The following is a 15,646-nucleotide window of genomic DNA, read 5'->3' on the forward strand; positions in this document are numbered from 1 at the left end:
CTCGCTCACCGAGCAGGCAAAGGAGTCGATATGGAGGAGTTCCTCGCTGAGGTCAGCAGCGTGGTGTGGGGGCCGTTCCTGCTCATCCCGCTGTTGCTGGGCACGGGCCTGTACCTGACGGTCCGGCTGGGCGGGGTTCAGTTCCTCAAGCTCGTTCCTGCGCTGAGGCTCGCGCTGTTCCACCGCAAAGACGAGGGCGCGGACGGCGACATCTCCCATTACCAGGCACTCACCACGGCCCTCGCCGCCACCGTCGGTGTCGGCAACATCGCCGGTGTCGCCACGGCGATCTACTGGGGTGGCCCAGGCGCGCTGTTCTGGATGTGGGTCACGGCACTGGTGGGTATGGCGTCGAAGTACTCGGAGGCGTTCCTCGCGGTGCGGTTCCGCACCAAGGACGCCAGGGGTGACATCTCCGGTGGCCCGCAGTACTACCTGGCGAAGGCGATCCCGAACCGGTTCGGGCTCGCACTCAGTATCGCGTTCGCGGTGTTCGCGGTGCTGGCGAGCTTCGGCATCGGCAACATGACCCAGTCCAACACGGTCGCCGTCTCGCTCGAAAGCTCCTTCGGGGTGCCGACCTGGGCGGTGGGCGTCGTCGTCACCCTCGGCGCCGGTGCCGTCCTGATCGGTGGGATCAGGTGGATCGGCAAGGTCACCGCCGCGTTCGTGCCCTTCATGATCATTGTGTACGTGCTGGGTGCGCTGGCCGTGCTCCTGCTCAACGTCACCGATGTCCCCGCCGCGCTGGGCATGATCTTCACGGACGCGTTCACCGGCACCGCGGCCACGGGTGGCTTCCTCGGTTCCGTCTTCATCATCGCGTTGCAGTACGGCGTCGCCAGGGGGATCTTCTCCAACGAGTCCGGCCTCGGCTCGGCGGCCATCGCGGCAGCCGCGGCGCAGACCCGGCACCCGGTGCGCCAGGCCCTGGTGTCGATGACACAGACCTTCATCGACACCATCATCGTCGTGACGATGACCGGCCTGGTCATCGTCACGACCGGGACCTGGAAGTCGGGAATCGAGGGCGCGGAGATGACGGCGGAAGCCTTCACACGAGGGTTGCCCGGCGACTGGGGCCACTACGTCGTGACCGTGAGCGTGGTGTTCTTCGCCTTCTCGACCATGCTGGGATGGGCGTACTACGGCGAGAGGTGCGTGGAGCGGCTCGTCGGGGTCAGGGGCGTCCTGCCTTACCGGCTGGTGTTCACCGTGGTGATCCTCGTCGGCGCGACCACCGAACTCAGTCTGGTGTGGACCTTCTCCGACGTGATGAACGGCCTGATGGCGCTGCCCAACCTCATCGGGCTCGTCCTGTGTGCCGGGCTGATCGCCAGGGAGACCAAACAGTACCTCGCGGCCGATCCCGACCTGCTGAACCAGCCGCTCGAACCCACCCTGCACGGGACGGACGTCCTGCGTCGTGGCCGCCGTGACACCGTGAACTGAGCGGGGCGGGTTCTGCGGCCGTGCGGGAGGGGAATCCGCCCTCCCGCACGGCGACGGCATCACATCACCTCACGGCGGCCAGCGCGTCCACGAGCCCGTGGCCGTAGAACGAGTTCTTCGCGGCAGGCCCGGTGCACGCGGCGGCGTCACCGCAGGGCACGCGCTCCGCCTTGGCACGCAGCAGGGCCGACACGGCCTGCGGCGACATACCGGGACGTTCGCCCGCGATCAGCGCGGCCACCCCTGCCGCGTGTGGGGCGGCCATGGACGTACCGCACTTGGTGCCGTACTGCCCGCCGAACACACTGGACAGAACGCAACCCGACGTCGCGCCAGGCGGAAGCTGAGCACGGTCGCCGCCAGGGGCGGTCACGTCAACCTCGCCGGTACCGTAGTTGCTGTACGACGACTTGGTGCCCTCGTAGCCGACGGCCGAGACGGTCACGACGCCGTCGAGTCCCTTCGGCAGGATGGCGCAGGTGGAGTCCACCGGGTGCTGCCGGTTGGGGTCGGTCTCCGGCGGGTTCGCCAGGTCGAAGCCGCTGTTGCCCGCCGCGGCGACGTTGAGCACACCCTTCTCCTGCGAGTAGGCCACGGCGCGCCGCACGGCTTCGAAGGCCGCGGCGTCACCGGGGCGCCCAGGGCAGTAGAACATGCCGGGGTCGATGTAATAGCTGTTGTTGGTCACCTCGAAGCCGTGCTCGGCGGCCCACATGAAACCGCAGACGGCGGCCTCGGGGAAGATGTAGCCGTCGTCGTTCACGACCTTCACCGATGCCATCCGCACGCCGGGGGCGACTCCGGTGAAACCGCGCTCGGTGTCCTTGCCCGCGATCGTGCCGGCCACGTGGGTTCCGTGGTCGGACGTCGTCGGGGCCCACGCGGCGGGATCGGTGTCGGGAGCGCCGGTGTTGCAGCCCGCGGAGGCCGCGGGGTCGAGCGCGTGAGCCAGTGCGGGGTGAGTGGGCTCGATACCGGAATCCAGCACACCCACCGTGACCGAGTGGCTGCCTTCGTCGATCGCGTTGGCCTGCGGTGCCTTGATCATGCGCATGTCCCACTGGTGCGTGGAGAGATCCGCCGTGGAGACCACCTCGACGGTCTCCTCGTTCTCCGCCTCCGCCCTGGCCTGCGCACGCATGGCCGCGGCTTCGGAGGTGGCGGGGTGGGCGACCTCGCGGGAACCGGAGTAGGCGCGGTGAACGCCCATCCTGTCGGCGAATCCGGCGTCACGAGAGCCAGCCACGGCGACGCCGATCTCCGGGTAGTAGGCGACCCGGCTGCCGCACTTCGCCGCCAGTTCGGCATCGACCTCGGCCTGTGGAGTTTGCGGCTGGTACAGCACCACGTAGTTGTACGGTGTGCTCGTCGTGTCGCACTCCGCCGTCGTGGCGGGGATGGCCTGCGCGGCGGTCGCCACGGGAGTGGCCAGCACACTGCCGAGGCCGACCGCCAGCGCGGTGGGCAGCAGCAGGGATCTGAAGCGGGACATGCAACCTCCGGCTCGGTGTCGAACAGCGTTGTTCGAACTCTCATGAAGTCCGGTGGACTCTAGACAAAACCGGGCCGGTTGCCTGCCGTCGAAAGTCGTAGGCCGAACGGCCTATCGGCAGATCCGGGAGACGAACGCGGCCGCTGGCCCGACCGCTCCTGCCGAGGCAGCCGCCCCACAGCGGACGATCAGCAGAGGAGTACCGCTGGCGAGCATTCGCTTGCCGGCCAAAGGAAGTCCACTTCGGACAAAAATGGGCCGGAGTCGCTGTTGAGGGGAATCGGCCGCGATGTGATCCCCGAGCGCTGAGACCTCCGTGGAGCGCAGTGCTCTGCGCAGGCTCGGGTGCCTGGGATGTGCCTGGCCATCGAGTGATATGCGCATCTCCTGCGCGGGCGGCAATCCAAGGTCCTTCGCCAGGCGCTGCCGCCGGGTAGCTCTGAGGCGTCCTCGTCGTGACGGGATCTCACGCGAGGTTGGAGACGGCCGTCACCGCGAGGGAGTCCCAGCCGATCGGCGAGGCGAGAAACCGGGCGAGACCCGTCGGGATCGTCGTCCCAGCTGTCAATCGGCGCCGCGGAAACGGGCCGTGGTCACTCCCGGCGGAATCGGGCCAGCCAAGCGGGCAGGTCCACGGTGTCACCGGAATCAACTCCGAGCCGTGTGGCCGCCTCCCCGCGGGCGACCGCGCGGTAGTGCGACCGGTCGAGGCTGTCCAGTTGCCATCCTCCGGTGAATGCCTCCCGGATCGCGGTGTCGCTGATCCTGGGACCGAAGCCCGGCTCGTCGGTGAGCGCGAGGGCGAGCACGTGCACCCACGCACCCGGACGGCAGACCCGGTGCAGTGCTCGCGCGTACCGTGCGGCGTCGGCCGGGGCGAACACGTGAAACAGCGCACTGTCCACCACGGTGTCGAAATAGTCCGTGTGGATGGGTTCCAGCATGTCCGCCACCTGGAAGCGCGCAGACACGCCGTGCCGCTCGGCGTTGCGCCGAGCCAGATCGACGGCAGGCTCGGAGAAGTCGATCCCCAGCACGTCGTAGCCGAGGCGGGTGAGGTGGATGGTGTGTTCGCCTGTGCCGCATCCGGCGTCGAGCACGCGACCGCGGACGAACCCGGAGCGTTCAAGGTCGATGATCGTGGGCTGCGGCTCACCGATCACCCAGCCGCCGGACTCGGTCCGGTATGCGGTGTCGAACTGGTCCCTCGCCACTGACTCGTCCATGTGTTTCCCGTCCCTCGGTGAGCGCGCTGGCGTATCCAGCCTCTAATCTCCACCACGCTGGAGGTCAACCTTCTGGCGCACATCGCACCGGCCTCGACGGGACGGCTGGGGTTCTCTGGAGCCGGGCCGGGCTCCCGGTGCGAGCCTGCCTTCCTTCTGCGGGCCATCCCCGGACTGGGTTCGGGCAACACCGATCGTCGCCACCGCGACCTGACCGTCGCCGGCAAAGCGGCATCAGGGCGTCCGGGACGCCGGTCCCGGCTCGGCCCCGCGGGCAGGCGAGGCGGGTGCGCGGGCTGGGTTCGAGCGTGGGATCAGTCTGCGACGAGGACCCCACCGTCGAGGGTCAGCCTGCGGTCGGCGACGTCGCGAACGGCCGGGTCGTGGGTGACGGCCACCACCGCCGCACCCTCGTCGGCAACGCGCCGCAGCAGCGCGAGCACGGCGTCAGTGGAGGCGGCATCCAGGTGTGCCGTCGGCTCGTCCACCAGCAGCACCGAGGGGCGTGGGGCCACGGCACGCGCCAGTGCGACGCGCTGCTGCTGGCCGAAGGACAGCTCGGCGGGGTAGCGGTCGGCCAGTTCGGCCACGCCCACCGCCGTGAGCACGTCCGCCACTGTCTCGTCGATGTCGTCCACCGGCTGTGGCAGGGGCTGGGGCCGCAGACGCAGCGGCAACGCGACGTTCTCGGCGCAGGTGAGTTCCTCCGCCAGCCCGAGTGCCTGCGGCAGCACCGCGCACACCCACCACGGGATTCCCCCGGCCGGTGCGCCGTGGAAGGTCACGGTGCCGTCGTCCGGCGTGTCGAACCCGGACAGCAGCGCCAGCAGTGTCGTCTTGCCCGAGCCAGAGCGGCCGGTGACGGTGACGATCTCGCCCGCCTCCGCGACCAGGTCCGCGCCCTTGAGGATCTCGACCTCGGACTCTGCCGTGCGGAAGCGGCGCCGCAACCCCACGGCGCGCAGCGCGGGCGCTCGCCGTGGCGAGGGCCGGACCTCCGGTTCCGTGCGTCCGAGTGTCATCGTGAATCCTCCTCTGTCCGGGGCTCTGTCCGCGGCTCTGTTCGCAGCTGTCCCCGGTGAAGCCGGATGACCCGGGTGCCGCGTTCGATCAGCCGTGCGTCATGGGAGGCCGCGACGACGGCCACCCCCTCGGATCGCAGGACTTCGATCGCGTCGAGCACATGTCCCGCCGAGGTGTCGTCGAGCTGTGAGGTCGGCTCGTCGGCCAGCACCACCGGAGTGTCCCTCGCGAGAGCGCAGGCGAACGCCAGGCGTTGCTGCTGACCTCCCGATAGGGTCGCGATCCGCAGCCGTCCGGCGCCACCGAGCCCGAGCCGGTCCAGCAGCGCTTCCGGGTCGCAACGCCGGTTCGCCGACTGCGCCGCGGCGTGCAGGTTGTCGGCGACGGACAGGTGAGGGATCAGGTTCTCGATCGGGGTCTGGAACACCAGGCTGATCGACTCCCGGCGCAGGCTCCTGCGCAGGCGTGGTGAGGCGCCGACCGGCGTTCCCCGGAACGACACCCGCCCGCGCGTCGGTGTCTGGAACAGGGAGAGCACCCGCAGCAGCGTGGACTTCCCAGAACCCGACGGTCCGGCGAGGACGGTCAATCCCGAGGAGGGGATCGTCAGGTTGATGTCCCGCAGCCCCGTCACGGCCTCCTGCCCTGCCTTGTCCCGCCCTGCGGGGAGTGGGTAGTCCACGCCGACGGCGTCGAGTTCGTAGATCGAGGTGTCAGTCACGCAGCAACTCCGCGATGTGGGCGGTGCGCACCGAACGCACCGCGATCCAGCAGGCGACGGCGACCACGGCAGTGCCGCACCCCGCCACCGTCGCGACGAGCGGCGTCAGCGCGGGCAGCTCCGACGACGGCGGCAGCCAGCGGGCCGGGTCGAAGCGGGGCACCGACACGGCGGCCACGGTGAGGCCGCAGACGAGCCCGACGGACACCGCTGTCAACGCCACCGCGCCGAGTTCGGTGAGGTGGCTCGCCCACAGGGAGCGTGGCCGCAGGCCCATCCGCATGGCGAGCGCGCCGGACAGCGTGTTCTGCCGCCGCCGCACCTCCACGGCGATCAGGAGCGAGAGCGCGGCGGCCACGCCGAGGATCACTCCGAGGAGCGTGACGAAGGAGAACGTCCACTCGACCACGTAGAACGGCAGCGCGTCGAGGGCGGTGTCGCGGTCAACCGCGTTCATGTGGACGACGGCTGCCTCCCTCAAGGCGGCGCCGACCTGCTCGACCGGCAGCGTGGACAGCACGGCCCACTGTGGCACCTGATCAATCCGCTCGGGGTCGAGCGCGGTGCGCGACACGAGGTAACCGCGTTTGGCCCCGAGCATCGGTGCCACGTCGATCGCTCCGGCCGCCCGCACCTCTCCCAGCGAGGTGGTGGCGGTCTCGGCCGCGGCGCCGACGCGGATCGCCGCGACGGTGCCGTCCGATGTGGTGCCGAGGCGATCGAGCAGCCGGTCCAGTTCCTCTCTCGGCAGGTGCTCGACGTAGGCGGCTTCGGCGAACGTCTCGGGGTCGATCACCAGAACCGTGCCAGCCTCGCCCGCGTCGAATGTCCCGACCACCGTGCTCGTCGAGCGCACCTGCTCCGGCAGCGCGGTCTCGCCCCTGCCGACCGCGTTCTCGACGTCGGTCCGGGATTGCGCGCCGACGAAGATGCCCGACTTCGTGGCCAGCGCTGTCTGCTGACCCGCCGCGATGGACGAGCCGACGGCCAGCGTGCCGACGGCGAGAACGGCGACGACGAGGACTCCGGTCGCCGGAGCGCGGCCGTGAGCGAGTCTGCGCACCGCCCATTGCACGGCGGGGCGGGACCACCAGCGCAGACGATGCGAGGAGACGAGAGCCCACCAGGCCAGCCGTGCGGTCACGATGCCGACGGTGAGCACCACGGCGACCGGGTAGATCAACGCGAGCGGGTGGGTCTCGGGAACCGGGTCGCTTGCCGCGATATCGCCGTAGCGGGGCAGGCGCGACCAGCCCAGCAGGGCGACCCCTGCCGTGAGCAGTTCCCACGGCAGGAAGGCGAGCAACCGCTTGCGCCTGCGGGGCGCGGTGAGCCCGAGAGCGAACTCCCGATGCGTGCGCACGGCCACCACGGCCACCAGCACCACGAGTGAGACCAGCAGCACCCCGGCGGCCGCAGCGGCACCCGCGAGTTCGGTGCCCGCACCGAATCGGCCCGGTGGCGCGTACAGGGGGAGAGTCAGCCTCGCGAGGAGCGCACCGGCCACCCCGCCTGCCGTCACGGCGAGACCGAGTTCGGCCGCGGCCAGCAGGCCCACCGCGAGAGAACCGTGGCCTCGGGCGGAGTGCAGCCGCACCTGGGCCCTCCTGCGGTGATACCACTGGAGCCCGACCGTGGCGGTGCCGGCGAGGCCGACGCCGACGGACAGCGCGGCCAGCGGCAGGATGGACCAGGCCACCGTCCCCTGCGCCTGCTGGGCGAGTTCGGTCGAGCGGGCGAAGGGGACGGACAGCAGCGCGTCGCCGAGACCCGTGTCCGACAGGTCCTGGCGGACGTCCGCGAGAAGCGCCTGCGCACGGCGGAGGTTGTCCTCGGCCTCGGCCAGCGTCGCGGGCGGCGGCGTGGGGAACGTGATCGTGAGGCGTTCGAGGCCCGCGTGGTCGCGGGTGGCCTCGTCGAAGGAGGCACGGTCGGTGGCGAACAGCACCGAGCCGGTCGCGATGTGGTCCACCAGCCGGTTCTGCACGGCGAGGTCCTGCACCGAGCACCACCAGCGTGGCGCGGGGTTGTACAGGTCGGTGTAGACGCCGGTGACCTGGAAACGGCCGGTTCCGGCTCCGGTGGCGCGGTCGCCGGGTTCCAGTCCCGCGTAGCCGGTCAGGTTGCGGCCCGCCCAGAATCCGGGGGTGGCGCTTCCCTGTTCGAGCGCGAGGTGGCCGGTGCCGCCGTCGCGGTAGGCGAGGCGGACGGTGAAGGTCTCGCCGCTCTTACCGTCGCCGAACCCGACGTCAGGAACGAGCTTGCTGAACAGGCTGACCGTGGGCGTACCGAAACCGTGGGCGGCGGCGTGCCGCTCCACGGTTTCGGTGATCGGCCGCACCTGGGCGGGATCGACACCGGGCTTGCTGATCACCGGCCCGTACGAGTCGGGGCACACCGTCGCGGCCTGGTAGTCGAGTGTGGAGCCACCCGAGGCCGAGGCGTGCAGCACCGCCCCCATGGCGAGGAAGCAGGACAGCAGCGTGGTGATCACGGCCGCCGCCAGCGTGAGCGGACTGGACAGTGCCGCTCGCGGCGCCGTGGTCCACGGCAGCCGGGGCAGCGGGCGCGACGGTGATCTTCGCCATGCGGACATGCCGTATGTTAACCGCCATGTCGATCACCGTCGAACGCTGCCGGCGACGCCCGCCGCGCGTGTCCGCACTTCCCGCACGCGTGCCTGCGCTTCCCGCACGCGCGTGCCCGGACTCAGCTGTTCTCCCTCCACCACTGCTGCCCTGACTCCGGCAGCGTGGACACCGGGTCGTAGTAGGGGTAGCGGCGGCGCAGCGCCTCGGGGTCGTCGAGTTCGATGCCGGTGCGGTAGTTCTTCGTCCAGTACGAGACACCGCGTTCGCGGTCGTACTCCGCGATCTGGTGCACCCACCGCTTGCCCACGTACGGCACGTCGCAGATGATCCGCGGCGTCGCGTAGCCGGGCAGGTAACCCATGATGGCGTGCTGAAGCTCCTGTGCCTCCCAGACCGCGAGCCGCCAGTGCTCGGAGTTGGGGATCATGTCGCACAGGTAGAAGTAGTACGGCAGGATGTTCGCCTCGCCCTGCAACGCGAAGCACAGGTCGAGCAGATCGGCCGGTGTGTCGTTGACGCCCCGCATCAACACGCCCTGGTTGCGCACGTCGCGCACCCCCACCTCCAGGGCCGCACGGGCAGCCTCCGCGACGAGCGGGGTCACCGACTGCGCGTGGTTGACGTGGGTGTGGATCGCGAGGTTCACCCCGCGACGGCGCGCGGTGCCAGCCACGCGGGCGAGGCCCTCCACGACCTTGGGCTGAAGCCAGTGCTGCGGCAGCCCGGCGAGTGCCTTGGTGGCCAGCCTGATGTCGCGAACGGTCTCGATGTCGAGCAGTCGCATGAGGAACGCCTCCAGTTGGTGCCATGGCACGTTGGCCACGTCACCGCCGGAGACCACCACGTCACGCACACCCGGCGTGCGCTTCAAGTAGTCGATCATCGCGTCCTGCCGGTCCACCGGCTTGAGCGAGAGCTTGTGTTTGTCGATCTGGGGCGTCGAGTTGCCGACGAGGTCCATGCGCGTGCAGTGTCCGCAGTACTGGGGGCACGTGGACAGCAACTCGGCGAGCACCTTGGTGGGGTAGCGGTGGGTCAGCCCCTCGACGACCCACATCTCCGCCTCGTGCAGTGAGTCGCGCTCGGCGTGTGGATGGCTCGGCCAGTCCGGGTGGCGATCACTGCGCACGGGCATCATGTAGCGCCGGATCGGGTCGGTGTAGAAGGCGTCGGTGATCTTGCCGGGGTCGGTGCCCGCGTGGGGTGCCATGGTGTTGAGCATCTGCGGCGGCAACAACATCGACATCGTCGCCATCTCTTGCTGGTCGGCGACGAGGTCGTCGTAGAACCGGTCCTGAAGCAGGTCGCCCATGACGGCGCGGAGCTGCTTGACGTTGCGTACGCAGTGGACGCGCTGCCACTGCGCATCGCGCCACTCGGCCTCCGTCACGTCGCGCCAGCCCGGGAAGCGCCGCCAGTCGGGTTCGACCAACTCGACGCGCCGATACGTGTAGGGCTGTTCCGCGAGTTCGGTAGCAGGTTCCTGGGTGGCAGTCACTTCTGCTCCTCAATCTCGACTACTCGTGGAAAATATCCTGTCATATCGGCCCGTGAACGCAAAACTTCTCGCGGCGACGAGGGTGGCAGACTCAGGGTGTGAGTAGCAGCAACACGACGCTTCTGGTGGGCGGCCGAATCCACACGCCGATCTCGCCCGACGCCACCGCCATGGCCGTCACGGACGGCACCGTCGTCTGGGTCGGTCAGGACGCGCCGGGAAGGGCGCTGCATCCCGGCGCCGAGGTCGTCGATCTCGGCGGGGCGTTCGTGGCGCCCGCGTTCGTCGATGCCCACGTGCACGCCACCAACACGGGACTGCACCTCACCGGGCTCGACCTCACCACCGTCGCCGACGCGGGCGGCCTGCTCGCGGCGGTGCGGGACGCGGCGAAGCCCGGCGAGGTGTTGCTCGCCCACGGCTGGGACGAGACGTCCTGGGCCACCACGAGACTTCCCAGCAGGGCCGAACTGGACGAGGCCGCAGGCGGCGTGGCCGTCTATCTCAGCCGCGTCGATGTGCATTCGGCACTCGTCTCCAGCGCGCTGCTCGACCTCGCCCCCGGCATCACCGAGACCGAGGGGTACTCGCCGGACGGTCCGCTGACCCGTGCGGCCCACCACGCGGCCCGCACGGCCGCGTACGGCGCGATCACGCCCGACCAGCGTGAGCGAGCCCAACGCGCGTTCCTCGGTGCCGCCGCCGCGAACGGCATCGTCAGCGTCCACGAGTGCGCGGGCCCCGACATCTGCGGTGAGAACGACCTGCGCGCACTGCTGCGCCTCGCGGGGGAACCCGGTCTCGTCGAGGTGGTGCCGTACTGGGGTGCGCTCGCCGACGACGCCGCACTGCGGCTGGCGGCTGAGCTGGGGCTGCGCGGACTCGGCGGTGACCTGTTCGTGGACGGCGCGCTCGGCTCCCACACCGCGGCACTGACCGCGCCGTACGCCGATCGGCCCTGCACCTCGGGTGCGCGCTACCACGACGCGCGCGCGATCTCCGACCACCTCGTCGCCTGCACGGAGGCCGGGCTCCAGGCCGGATTCCACGTCATCGGCGACGCCGCCGTCGCGGAGGTGGTCGAGGCGTTCGCGCTGGCCGAGGACGTCGTGGGGCAGCGGGCGCTGGCCAGGGCGGGACACCGGCTCGAACACGTCGAGATGATCACGCGAGACCAGGCCGCCGCCCTCGCCCGCTGGAATGTCACCGCCTCCATGCAGCCCGCGTTCGACGCGCTCTGGGGCGGCGCCGACGGCATGTACGCGACGCGGCTCGGCGCTGCAAGGGCGGCGACGCTCAACCCCTTCGCCGCGCTCGCGGCCGAGGGCGTGTCACTGGCGTTCGGCTCCGACGCGCCCGTGACGCCGCTCGACCCGTGGGGCGGCGTGCGCGCCGCCGTGCACCACCGCACACCCGGCTCCGGCATCTCCGCCCGCGCGGCGTTCAACGCGCACACCAGGGGCGGGCACAGGGCCGCCGGGGTCAACGACGGCGTCACCGGAAGCCTCGTGCCCGGCGCGCCCGCCCACTACGCGGTGTGGGAGGCCGACGATCTCGTTGTCGCCACTCCCGACACCCGCGTGCAGCGGTGGTCCACCGACCCCCGCTCCCGGGTCCCCGGTCTGCCGCCGCTCGACCCCGGCTCGCCGCTGCCCCGATGCGTGCGCACGGTGCGGGCCGGCACCGTGATCCACGACAGCACCGGCGCCGACGGCGGCCCCGGTGCGCGGTCGGCCGTCGCCTCGGGGACCTAGGGTGATGGCGTGACCGCCACGGCCTCATCGCCGGACGCGACTGCTGTGACCGCTCCGCGTCCGAGCCCGCTCCGGCGAGGTGGGCCCCTCGCCGCCCGCATCGCGCTCGCCGCGGGCTCGGGTCTGCTGTTCGCCGCCGCGTTCGCCCCCCGCCCGCTGTGGTGGGTGGCGCCGCTGGCGATCGCCGGGCTCGGGATCGCACTCCACGGCCGCCGCGCGTGGGGAGCCGCGGGCTACGGCCTCGTGTTCGGCATCGCTTTCAACCTCGTCCATCTCGTGTGGATCCAGGACTTCCTCGGCCACGAGTTCGGGCCGGCGCCGTGGCTCGCGCTGACCGGTGTCCTCTCCGGATTCCTGGCACTGGTGTGTGCCGCGATGCCGCTCGTGTCGCGGCTTCCCGGCGCGCCGGTGTGGCAGGCGCTGGTGTTCCTGTCGCAGGAGTCGGCGCGGATGCGCTGGCCGTTCAACGGGTTCCCGTGGGGCAGGGTCGGGTTCAGCCAGCCCGAGGGCGCCTACCTGTCGCTGGCCTCGCTCGGTGGTGCGCCGCTCGTCGGGTTCGCCGTGCTCGTCACCGGGTTCGGGCTGGCGCAGCTTGCGGTGCGGCTCAGGCAGGGCGGTGTCCGGTTCACGCGCGCCGTGGTCGCGCCCGCGCTGGCCGTGGTGCTCCCGCTGGTCGCGGGACTGGCCACGTGGCCGACCGTCGGCACGGCGGCCGAGTCGGGCACCCGCACCGTCGCCGTCGTGCAGGGCAACGCCCCCGACGTCGGCATCGGCCTGCTCGGTCAGCGCGACACCATCCGCGCCAACCACTTCGCCGAGAGCGAGCGACTGCTCGAACGCATCCGCTCGGGCGAGGTGCCCCGTCCCGACGTCGTCGTCTGGCCGGAGACGGCCACCGACGTCCGCGGTGGCGATGCCCGGCTGGACGAGCTGGCCGACGAGTTCGGGGTACCGCTGCTCGTCGGTGCCCTGTACCAGCGGCCGGGAAGCGACCTCACCGCCAACGCGACGCTCGTGTGGGAGCCGGGCGAGGGGATCACCGGGCACTACGTCAAGCGGGAACTCGTCCCGTTCGCCGAGTACGTGCCGATGCGCGAGATCGCCCGCTGGTTCACGCCGTTCGTCGATGACACCAGGGACATGCTGTGGGGAACCGAGGGTGCCGCGCTTGACGTCGCGGGCGCCCAGCTCGGGACGGTCATCTGCTACGAGGTCGCCTACGACTACGTCGCCCGTGACAACGTCGCCGCAGGGGCCGAGCTGCTGGTGACGCCGACGAACAACGCCTGGTTCGGGCCGGGCGAGATGAGTTACCAGCAGCTCGCGATGTCGCGGGTCCGCGCTGTCGAACACGGCAGGGCCGTGGTGGTGGCCGCGACGAGCGGCATCAGCGCGATCGTGGCGCCCGACGGCAGCGTCACCCGCTCTACCAGCCTTTACACCGCCACGTCAATGGTCGCCGAGGTGCCCCTGCGACAGGAGACTACGCTGTCGGATCGACTCGGTGCGTGGACCGAGTACGCGCTGGTCGGGGCCGCGCTCGCCGCCATGGTCGCCGGGTTCGTGCTCCGGTCGCACTCGAAGAGGACCACACCGCGCGCAGATGCGACAGAAGGGGAGCAGCATGGCGGAGGGGACACAGCACACGGATGAGACCGACCCGGTGCTGGTGATCATCCCGACCTACAACGAACGGGAGAACCTACCGCCGCTTGTGCGCAGGCTGCACACGGTGTTGCCGAAGGTCCACGTGCTCGTGGTGGACGACGGAAGCCCTGACGGCACCGGCGAGGTCGCCGACAAACTCGCGGGCGACGACGACAGGGTGAACGTGCTGCACCGGATCGAGAAAGCGGGGCTCGGCGCCGCGTACATCGCCGGGTTCCGCTGGGCGCTGGAGCGCGGCTACGCCACCGTCGTCGAGATGGACGCCGACGGCTCACACGCGCCGGAGGACCTGCCGAGGGTGCTCGACGCCCTCACCGACGCCGACCTCGTGATCGGCTCCCGGTACGTGCCGGGTGGGGCGCTCGTGAACTGGCCGCCACACCGGCAGCTGCTGTCGAGGGTGGCCAATCTGTACTCGCGGATCGCGCTCGGCGTACCCGTCGCGGACATCACCGCCGGGTTCCGGGCCTACCGCCGCCGCGTGCTGGAACGGCTTCCGCTGGGGCGGATCGCGTCACAGGGCTACTGCTTCCAGATCGACCTGACGTGGCGCACGGCGCAGGAGGGCTTCCGCATCCTGGAAGTCCCCATCACGTTCACCGAGCGCGAGGTGGGGCAGTCGAAGATGAGCGGCGCGATCATCGGCGAGGCGATCCTCAAGGTGGCGCAGTGGGGGCTGCGGCGAAGGGCAGACCAGCTGCGGTCCCTCTACGGGCGCGTGCGCCGCTGAGAAGCCGTCGTGACAGCGCCGTTGACCCGGCGACAGGGCTGAACACGACGAGGGCCACCCCGGTGGAAGGGGTGGCCCTCGCCTGCGGCGGTGCGATCGAGTGCGTGGACGCTACGCCGTGCGTCCCCTGCGGTTCTTGAGCTCGGTGAGCCGCTCGTTGAGCAGCTCCTCCAGCTCCGGGATCGACCGCCGCTCCAGCAGCATGTCCCAATGGGTCCTCGGCGGCTTCGCCTCCTTGGGTTCGGGCGTTCCGCCGTCGATGATCTCCGACTCGCTGCCGTGCAGTCTGCACTCCCACACGGCTGGGATCTCCGCATCGTCGGAGAACGGCACCTCGAACTCGTGACCCTTGGGGCACTTGAAGCGCACGGTACGTCGGGGGGCTAGGTCGTGATTGCGGTCGGTCTCGTAACTGACCGCACCCAACCGGCTTCCACGAAGAACACGGTCGGCCATGATGGGTCCTTTCGGTCGGCTCCCGGAGGAGAGCCAGGGCGATGCTCACCCTGTGCAACGACGAACGCTGTCGGTTGAATTCCCAACAACACCGTCGTCACGCACGATGAACGACATCACCCGCGTCAGAAACTGCTCTTTCTAGGGAGTCGTTGCACGCGCCACTGTGACGCGACAACGGCAAACCCGTTACCGATATCCCCCGTCCGGGTGAGGCGATTCAGCTTGTCAGGCCAACTGGAGTTGCCCAGGGCCGGACGCGTCCGGCCCCACCTCGCCGAGACGGAAGTGCCGACGACAAAGTACCTGGTAACGCACCGTAGCCGTTCCCGTCGATGAGCGTGTCGTGGCGGAGTTCACCTCACCGGTGGACGCGGGTGTGGCAGTGCCCGGTGCGGTGTCGGCCACGAAGACCGTGTCGCCGGTGCGCAGCACGACACCGTCGCGCACCCGCGCGTTGAACCGGCCCGGCCGTCCGCACCAGCACAGAACCTCGACCTGAACCGGCTGCAACTCGTCGGCCAGCTCGAAGAGGCGCCGGGCTCCGGGGAACAGTTCGCTGCGGAAGTCCGTCGCGATCCCGAAGCAGTACACGTCGATGCAGGCCTCGTCGGCGAGTTCGGTCAACTGCTCCACCTGGAGCGGCGAGAGGAACTGCGCCTCGTCAACGATCAGGTAATCGACGTGCCTGCCGCGTTCCCAGGCCAGCCGCACCACAGCGCGCACGTCGGTGCCCGCCTCGACCTCGATGGCTTGCCGCGTGATGCCGATGCGGCTGCTGATCTGCGCCGTACCGGAGCGGTCGTGCCTGACGAGCAGGAGCCCTTGCCTGCCCTGCCTCGCGAGGTTGTGGTCGATCTGCAGTGCCAATGTCGATTTGCCGCAGTCCATCGGCCCGTAGCAGAACTTGACCCTCCCCGTCACCGGCATGTCCCTTCGCCACGCCGCTGCGGGGACGGGGGAGAGCGCGTCGGTCGGATCGGTGTCGTCGTCATGCGGTGCGGTCACGACGAAGCACCCTATCCTCACCCGGTG

Annotated in this window: 12 protein-coding genes; 4 read left to right on the forward strand and 8 right to left on the reverse strand. The window is 70.3% G+C overall.

Annotation, left to right across the window (positions count from 1 at the left end; translation table 11 throughout):
* Window positions 1-30 precede the first annotated feature (30 nt).
* A complete protein-coding gene (locus SACXIDRAFT_RS19870; RefSeq protein WP_006240474.1) occupies window positions 31-1,452 on the forward strand; it encodes an alanine/glycine:cation symporter family protein in 1,422 nt (473 codons plus the stop codon).
* Between the two features lie 64 nt (window positions 1,453-1,516).
* Here SACXIDRAFT_RS19870 and SACXIDRAFT_RS19875 read toward each other — a convergent pair whose 3' ends face one another.
* The 6 genes from SACXIDRAFT_RS19875 to SACXIDRAFT_RS19900 form a co-directional block, all read right to left on the reverse strand.
* Window positions 1,517-2,944 (reverse strand): S8 family peptidase, encoded by a 1,428-nt coding sequence (locus tag SACXIDRAFT_RS19875; protein ID WP_006240475.1) that lies wholly within the window; start codon window positions 2,942-2,944, stop codon window positions 1,517-1,519.
* Window positions 2,945-3,537: 593 nt separating this feature from the next.
* Window positions 3,538-4,170: a class I SAM-dependent methyltransferase gene (locus tag SACXIDRAFT_RS19880; RefSeq protein ID WP_006240476.1), complete on the reverse strand. Its 633-nt coding sequence runs from the start codon at window positions 4,168-4,170 to the stop codon at window positions 3,538-3,540.
* Window positions 4,171-4,484: 314 nt separating this feature from the next.
* Window positions 4,485-5,192, reverse strand: a complete 708-nt coding sequence (locus SACXIDRAFT_RS19885) for an ABC transporter ATP-binding protein (protein ID WP_006240477.1) — start codon at window positions 5,190-5,192, stop codon at window positions 4,485-4,487.
* Entirely contained in the window at window positions 5,189-5,914 is a 726-nt protein-coding gene (locus SACXIDRAFT_RS19890; protein ID WP_006240478.1) for an ABC transporter ATP-binding protein, read from the reverse strand. The genes SACXIDRAFT_RS19885 and SACXIDRAFT_RS19890 overlap by 4 nt, the downstream gene beginning before the upstream one ends.
* Window positions 5,907-8,510, reverse strand: a complete 2,604-nt coding sequence (locus SACXIDRAFT_RS19895; protein ID WP_050986963.1) for an ABC transporter permease — start codon at window positions 8,508-8,510, stop codon at window positions 5,907-5,909. The genes SACXIDRAFT_RS19890 and SACXIDRAFT_RS19895 overlap by 8 nt, the downstream gene beginning before the upstream one ends.
* 113 nt (window positions 8,511-8,623) lie before the next feature.
* Complete coding sequence (locus tag SACXIDRAFT_RS19900) at window positions 8,624-10,003, reverse strand: KamA family radical SAM protein (RefSeq protein WP_006240480.1); 1,380 nt, start codon at window positions 10,001-10,003, stop codon at window positions 8,624-8,626.
* Between the two features lie 98 nt (window positions 10,004-10,101).
* Here SACXIDRAFT_RS19900 and SACXIDRAFT_RS19905 point away from each other — a divergent pair, with 98 nt between their 5' ends.
* Genes SACXIDRAFT_RS19905 through SACXIDRAFT_RS19915 form a run of 3 tightly spaced genes read left to right on the forward strand, consistent with a single transcriptional unit; the run spans window position 10,102 to window position 14,155 of the window.
* A complete protein-coding gene (locus SACXIDRAFT_RS19905; protein ID WP_006240481.1) occupies window positions 10,102-11,757 on the forward strand; it encodes an amidohydrolase in 1,656 nt (551 codons plus the stop codon).
* Window positions 11,758-11,766: 9 nt separating this feature from the next.
* Window positions 11,767-13,410: an apolipoprotein N-acyltransferase gene (lnt, locus tag SACXIDRAFT_RS19910; RefSeq protein WP_040922294.1), complete on the forward strand. Its 1,644-nt coding sequence runs from the start codon at window positions 11,767-11,769 to the stop codon at window positions 13,408-13,410.
* Entirely contained in the window at window positions 13,382-14,155 is a 774-nt protein-coding gene (locus SACXIDRAFT_RS19915) for a polyprenol monophosphomannose synthase (RefSeq protein WP_006240483.1), read from the forward strand. Before lnt ends, SACXIDRAFT_RS19915 begins: the two co-directional genes overlap by 29 nt.
* A 111-nt stretch (window positions 14,156-14,266) precedes the next feature.
* On the opposite strand, the gene SACXIDRAFT_RS19920 is transcribed toward SACXIDRAFT_RS19915, so the two are convergent.
* Both SACXIDRAFT_RS19920 and SACXIDRAFT_RS19925 read right to left on the reverse strand, forming a co-directional pair.
* Window positions 14,267-14,611: an RNA polymerase-binding protein RbpA gene (locus SACXIDRAFT_RS19920; protein ID WP_006240484.1), complete on the reverse strand. Its 345-nt coding sequence runs from the start codon at window positions 14,609-14,611 to the stop codon at window positions 14,267-14,269.
* Between the two features lie 228 nt (window positions 14,612-14,839).
* On the reverse strand, window positions 14,840-15,619 hold the full coding sequence (locus SACXIDRAFT_RS19925; protein ID WP_006240485.1) for a thymidine kinase: 780 nt from the start codon (window positions 15,617-15,619) through the stop codon (window positions 14,840-14,842).
* Between the last annotated feature and the right edge of the window lie 27 nt (window positions 15,620-15,646).

Origin of the sequence: Saccharomonospora xinjiangensis XJ-54 (genome assembly GCF_000258175.1) — a bacterium.
In the GTDB taxonomy this organism is placed as follows: Bacteria; Actinomycetota; Actinomycetes; order Mycobacteriales; family Pseudonocardiaceae; genus Saccharomonospora; species Saccharomonospora xinjiangensis.

Bases quoted from the DNA above. Each gene is read 5' to 3' on its own strand.
- SACXIDRAFT_RS19870 (WP_006240474.1), top strand. From the start codon at position 31: ATGGAGGAGTTCCTCGCTGAGGTCAGCAGCGTGGTGTGGGGGCCGTTC.
- SACXIDRAFT_RS19875 (WP_006240475.1), bottom strand. From the start codon at position 2,944: ATGTCCCGCTTCAGATCCCTGCTGCTGCCCACCGCGCTGGCGGTCGGC.
- SACXIDRAFT_RS19880 (WP_006240476.1), bottom strand. From the start codon at position 4,170: ATGGACGAGTCAGTGGCGAGGGACCAGTTCGACACCGCATACCGGACC.
- SACXIDRAFT_RS19885 (WP_006240477.1), bottom strand. From the start codon at position 5,192: ATGACACTCGGACGCACGGAACCGGAGGTCCGGCCCTCGCCACGGCGA.
- SACXIDRAFT_RS19895 (WP_050986963.1), bottom strand. From the start codon at position 8,510: ATGTCCGCATGGCGAAGATCACCGTCGCGCCCGCTGCCCCGGCTGCCG.
- SACXIDRAFT_RS19915 (WP_006240483.1), top strand. From the start codon at position 13,382: ATGGCGGAGGGGACACAGCACACGGATGAGACCGACCCGGTGCTGGTG.
- SACXIDRAFT_RS19920 (WP_006240484.1), bottom strand. From the start codon at position 14,611: ATGGCCGACCGTGTTCTTCGTGGAAGCCGGTTGGGTGCGGTCAGTTAC.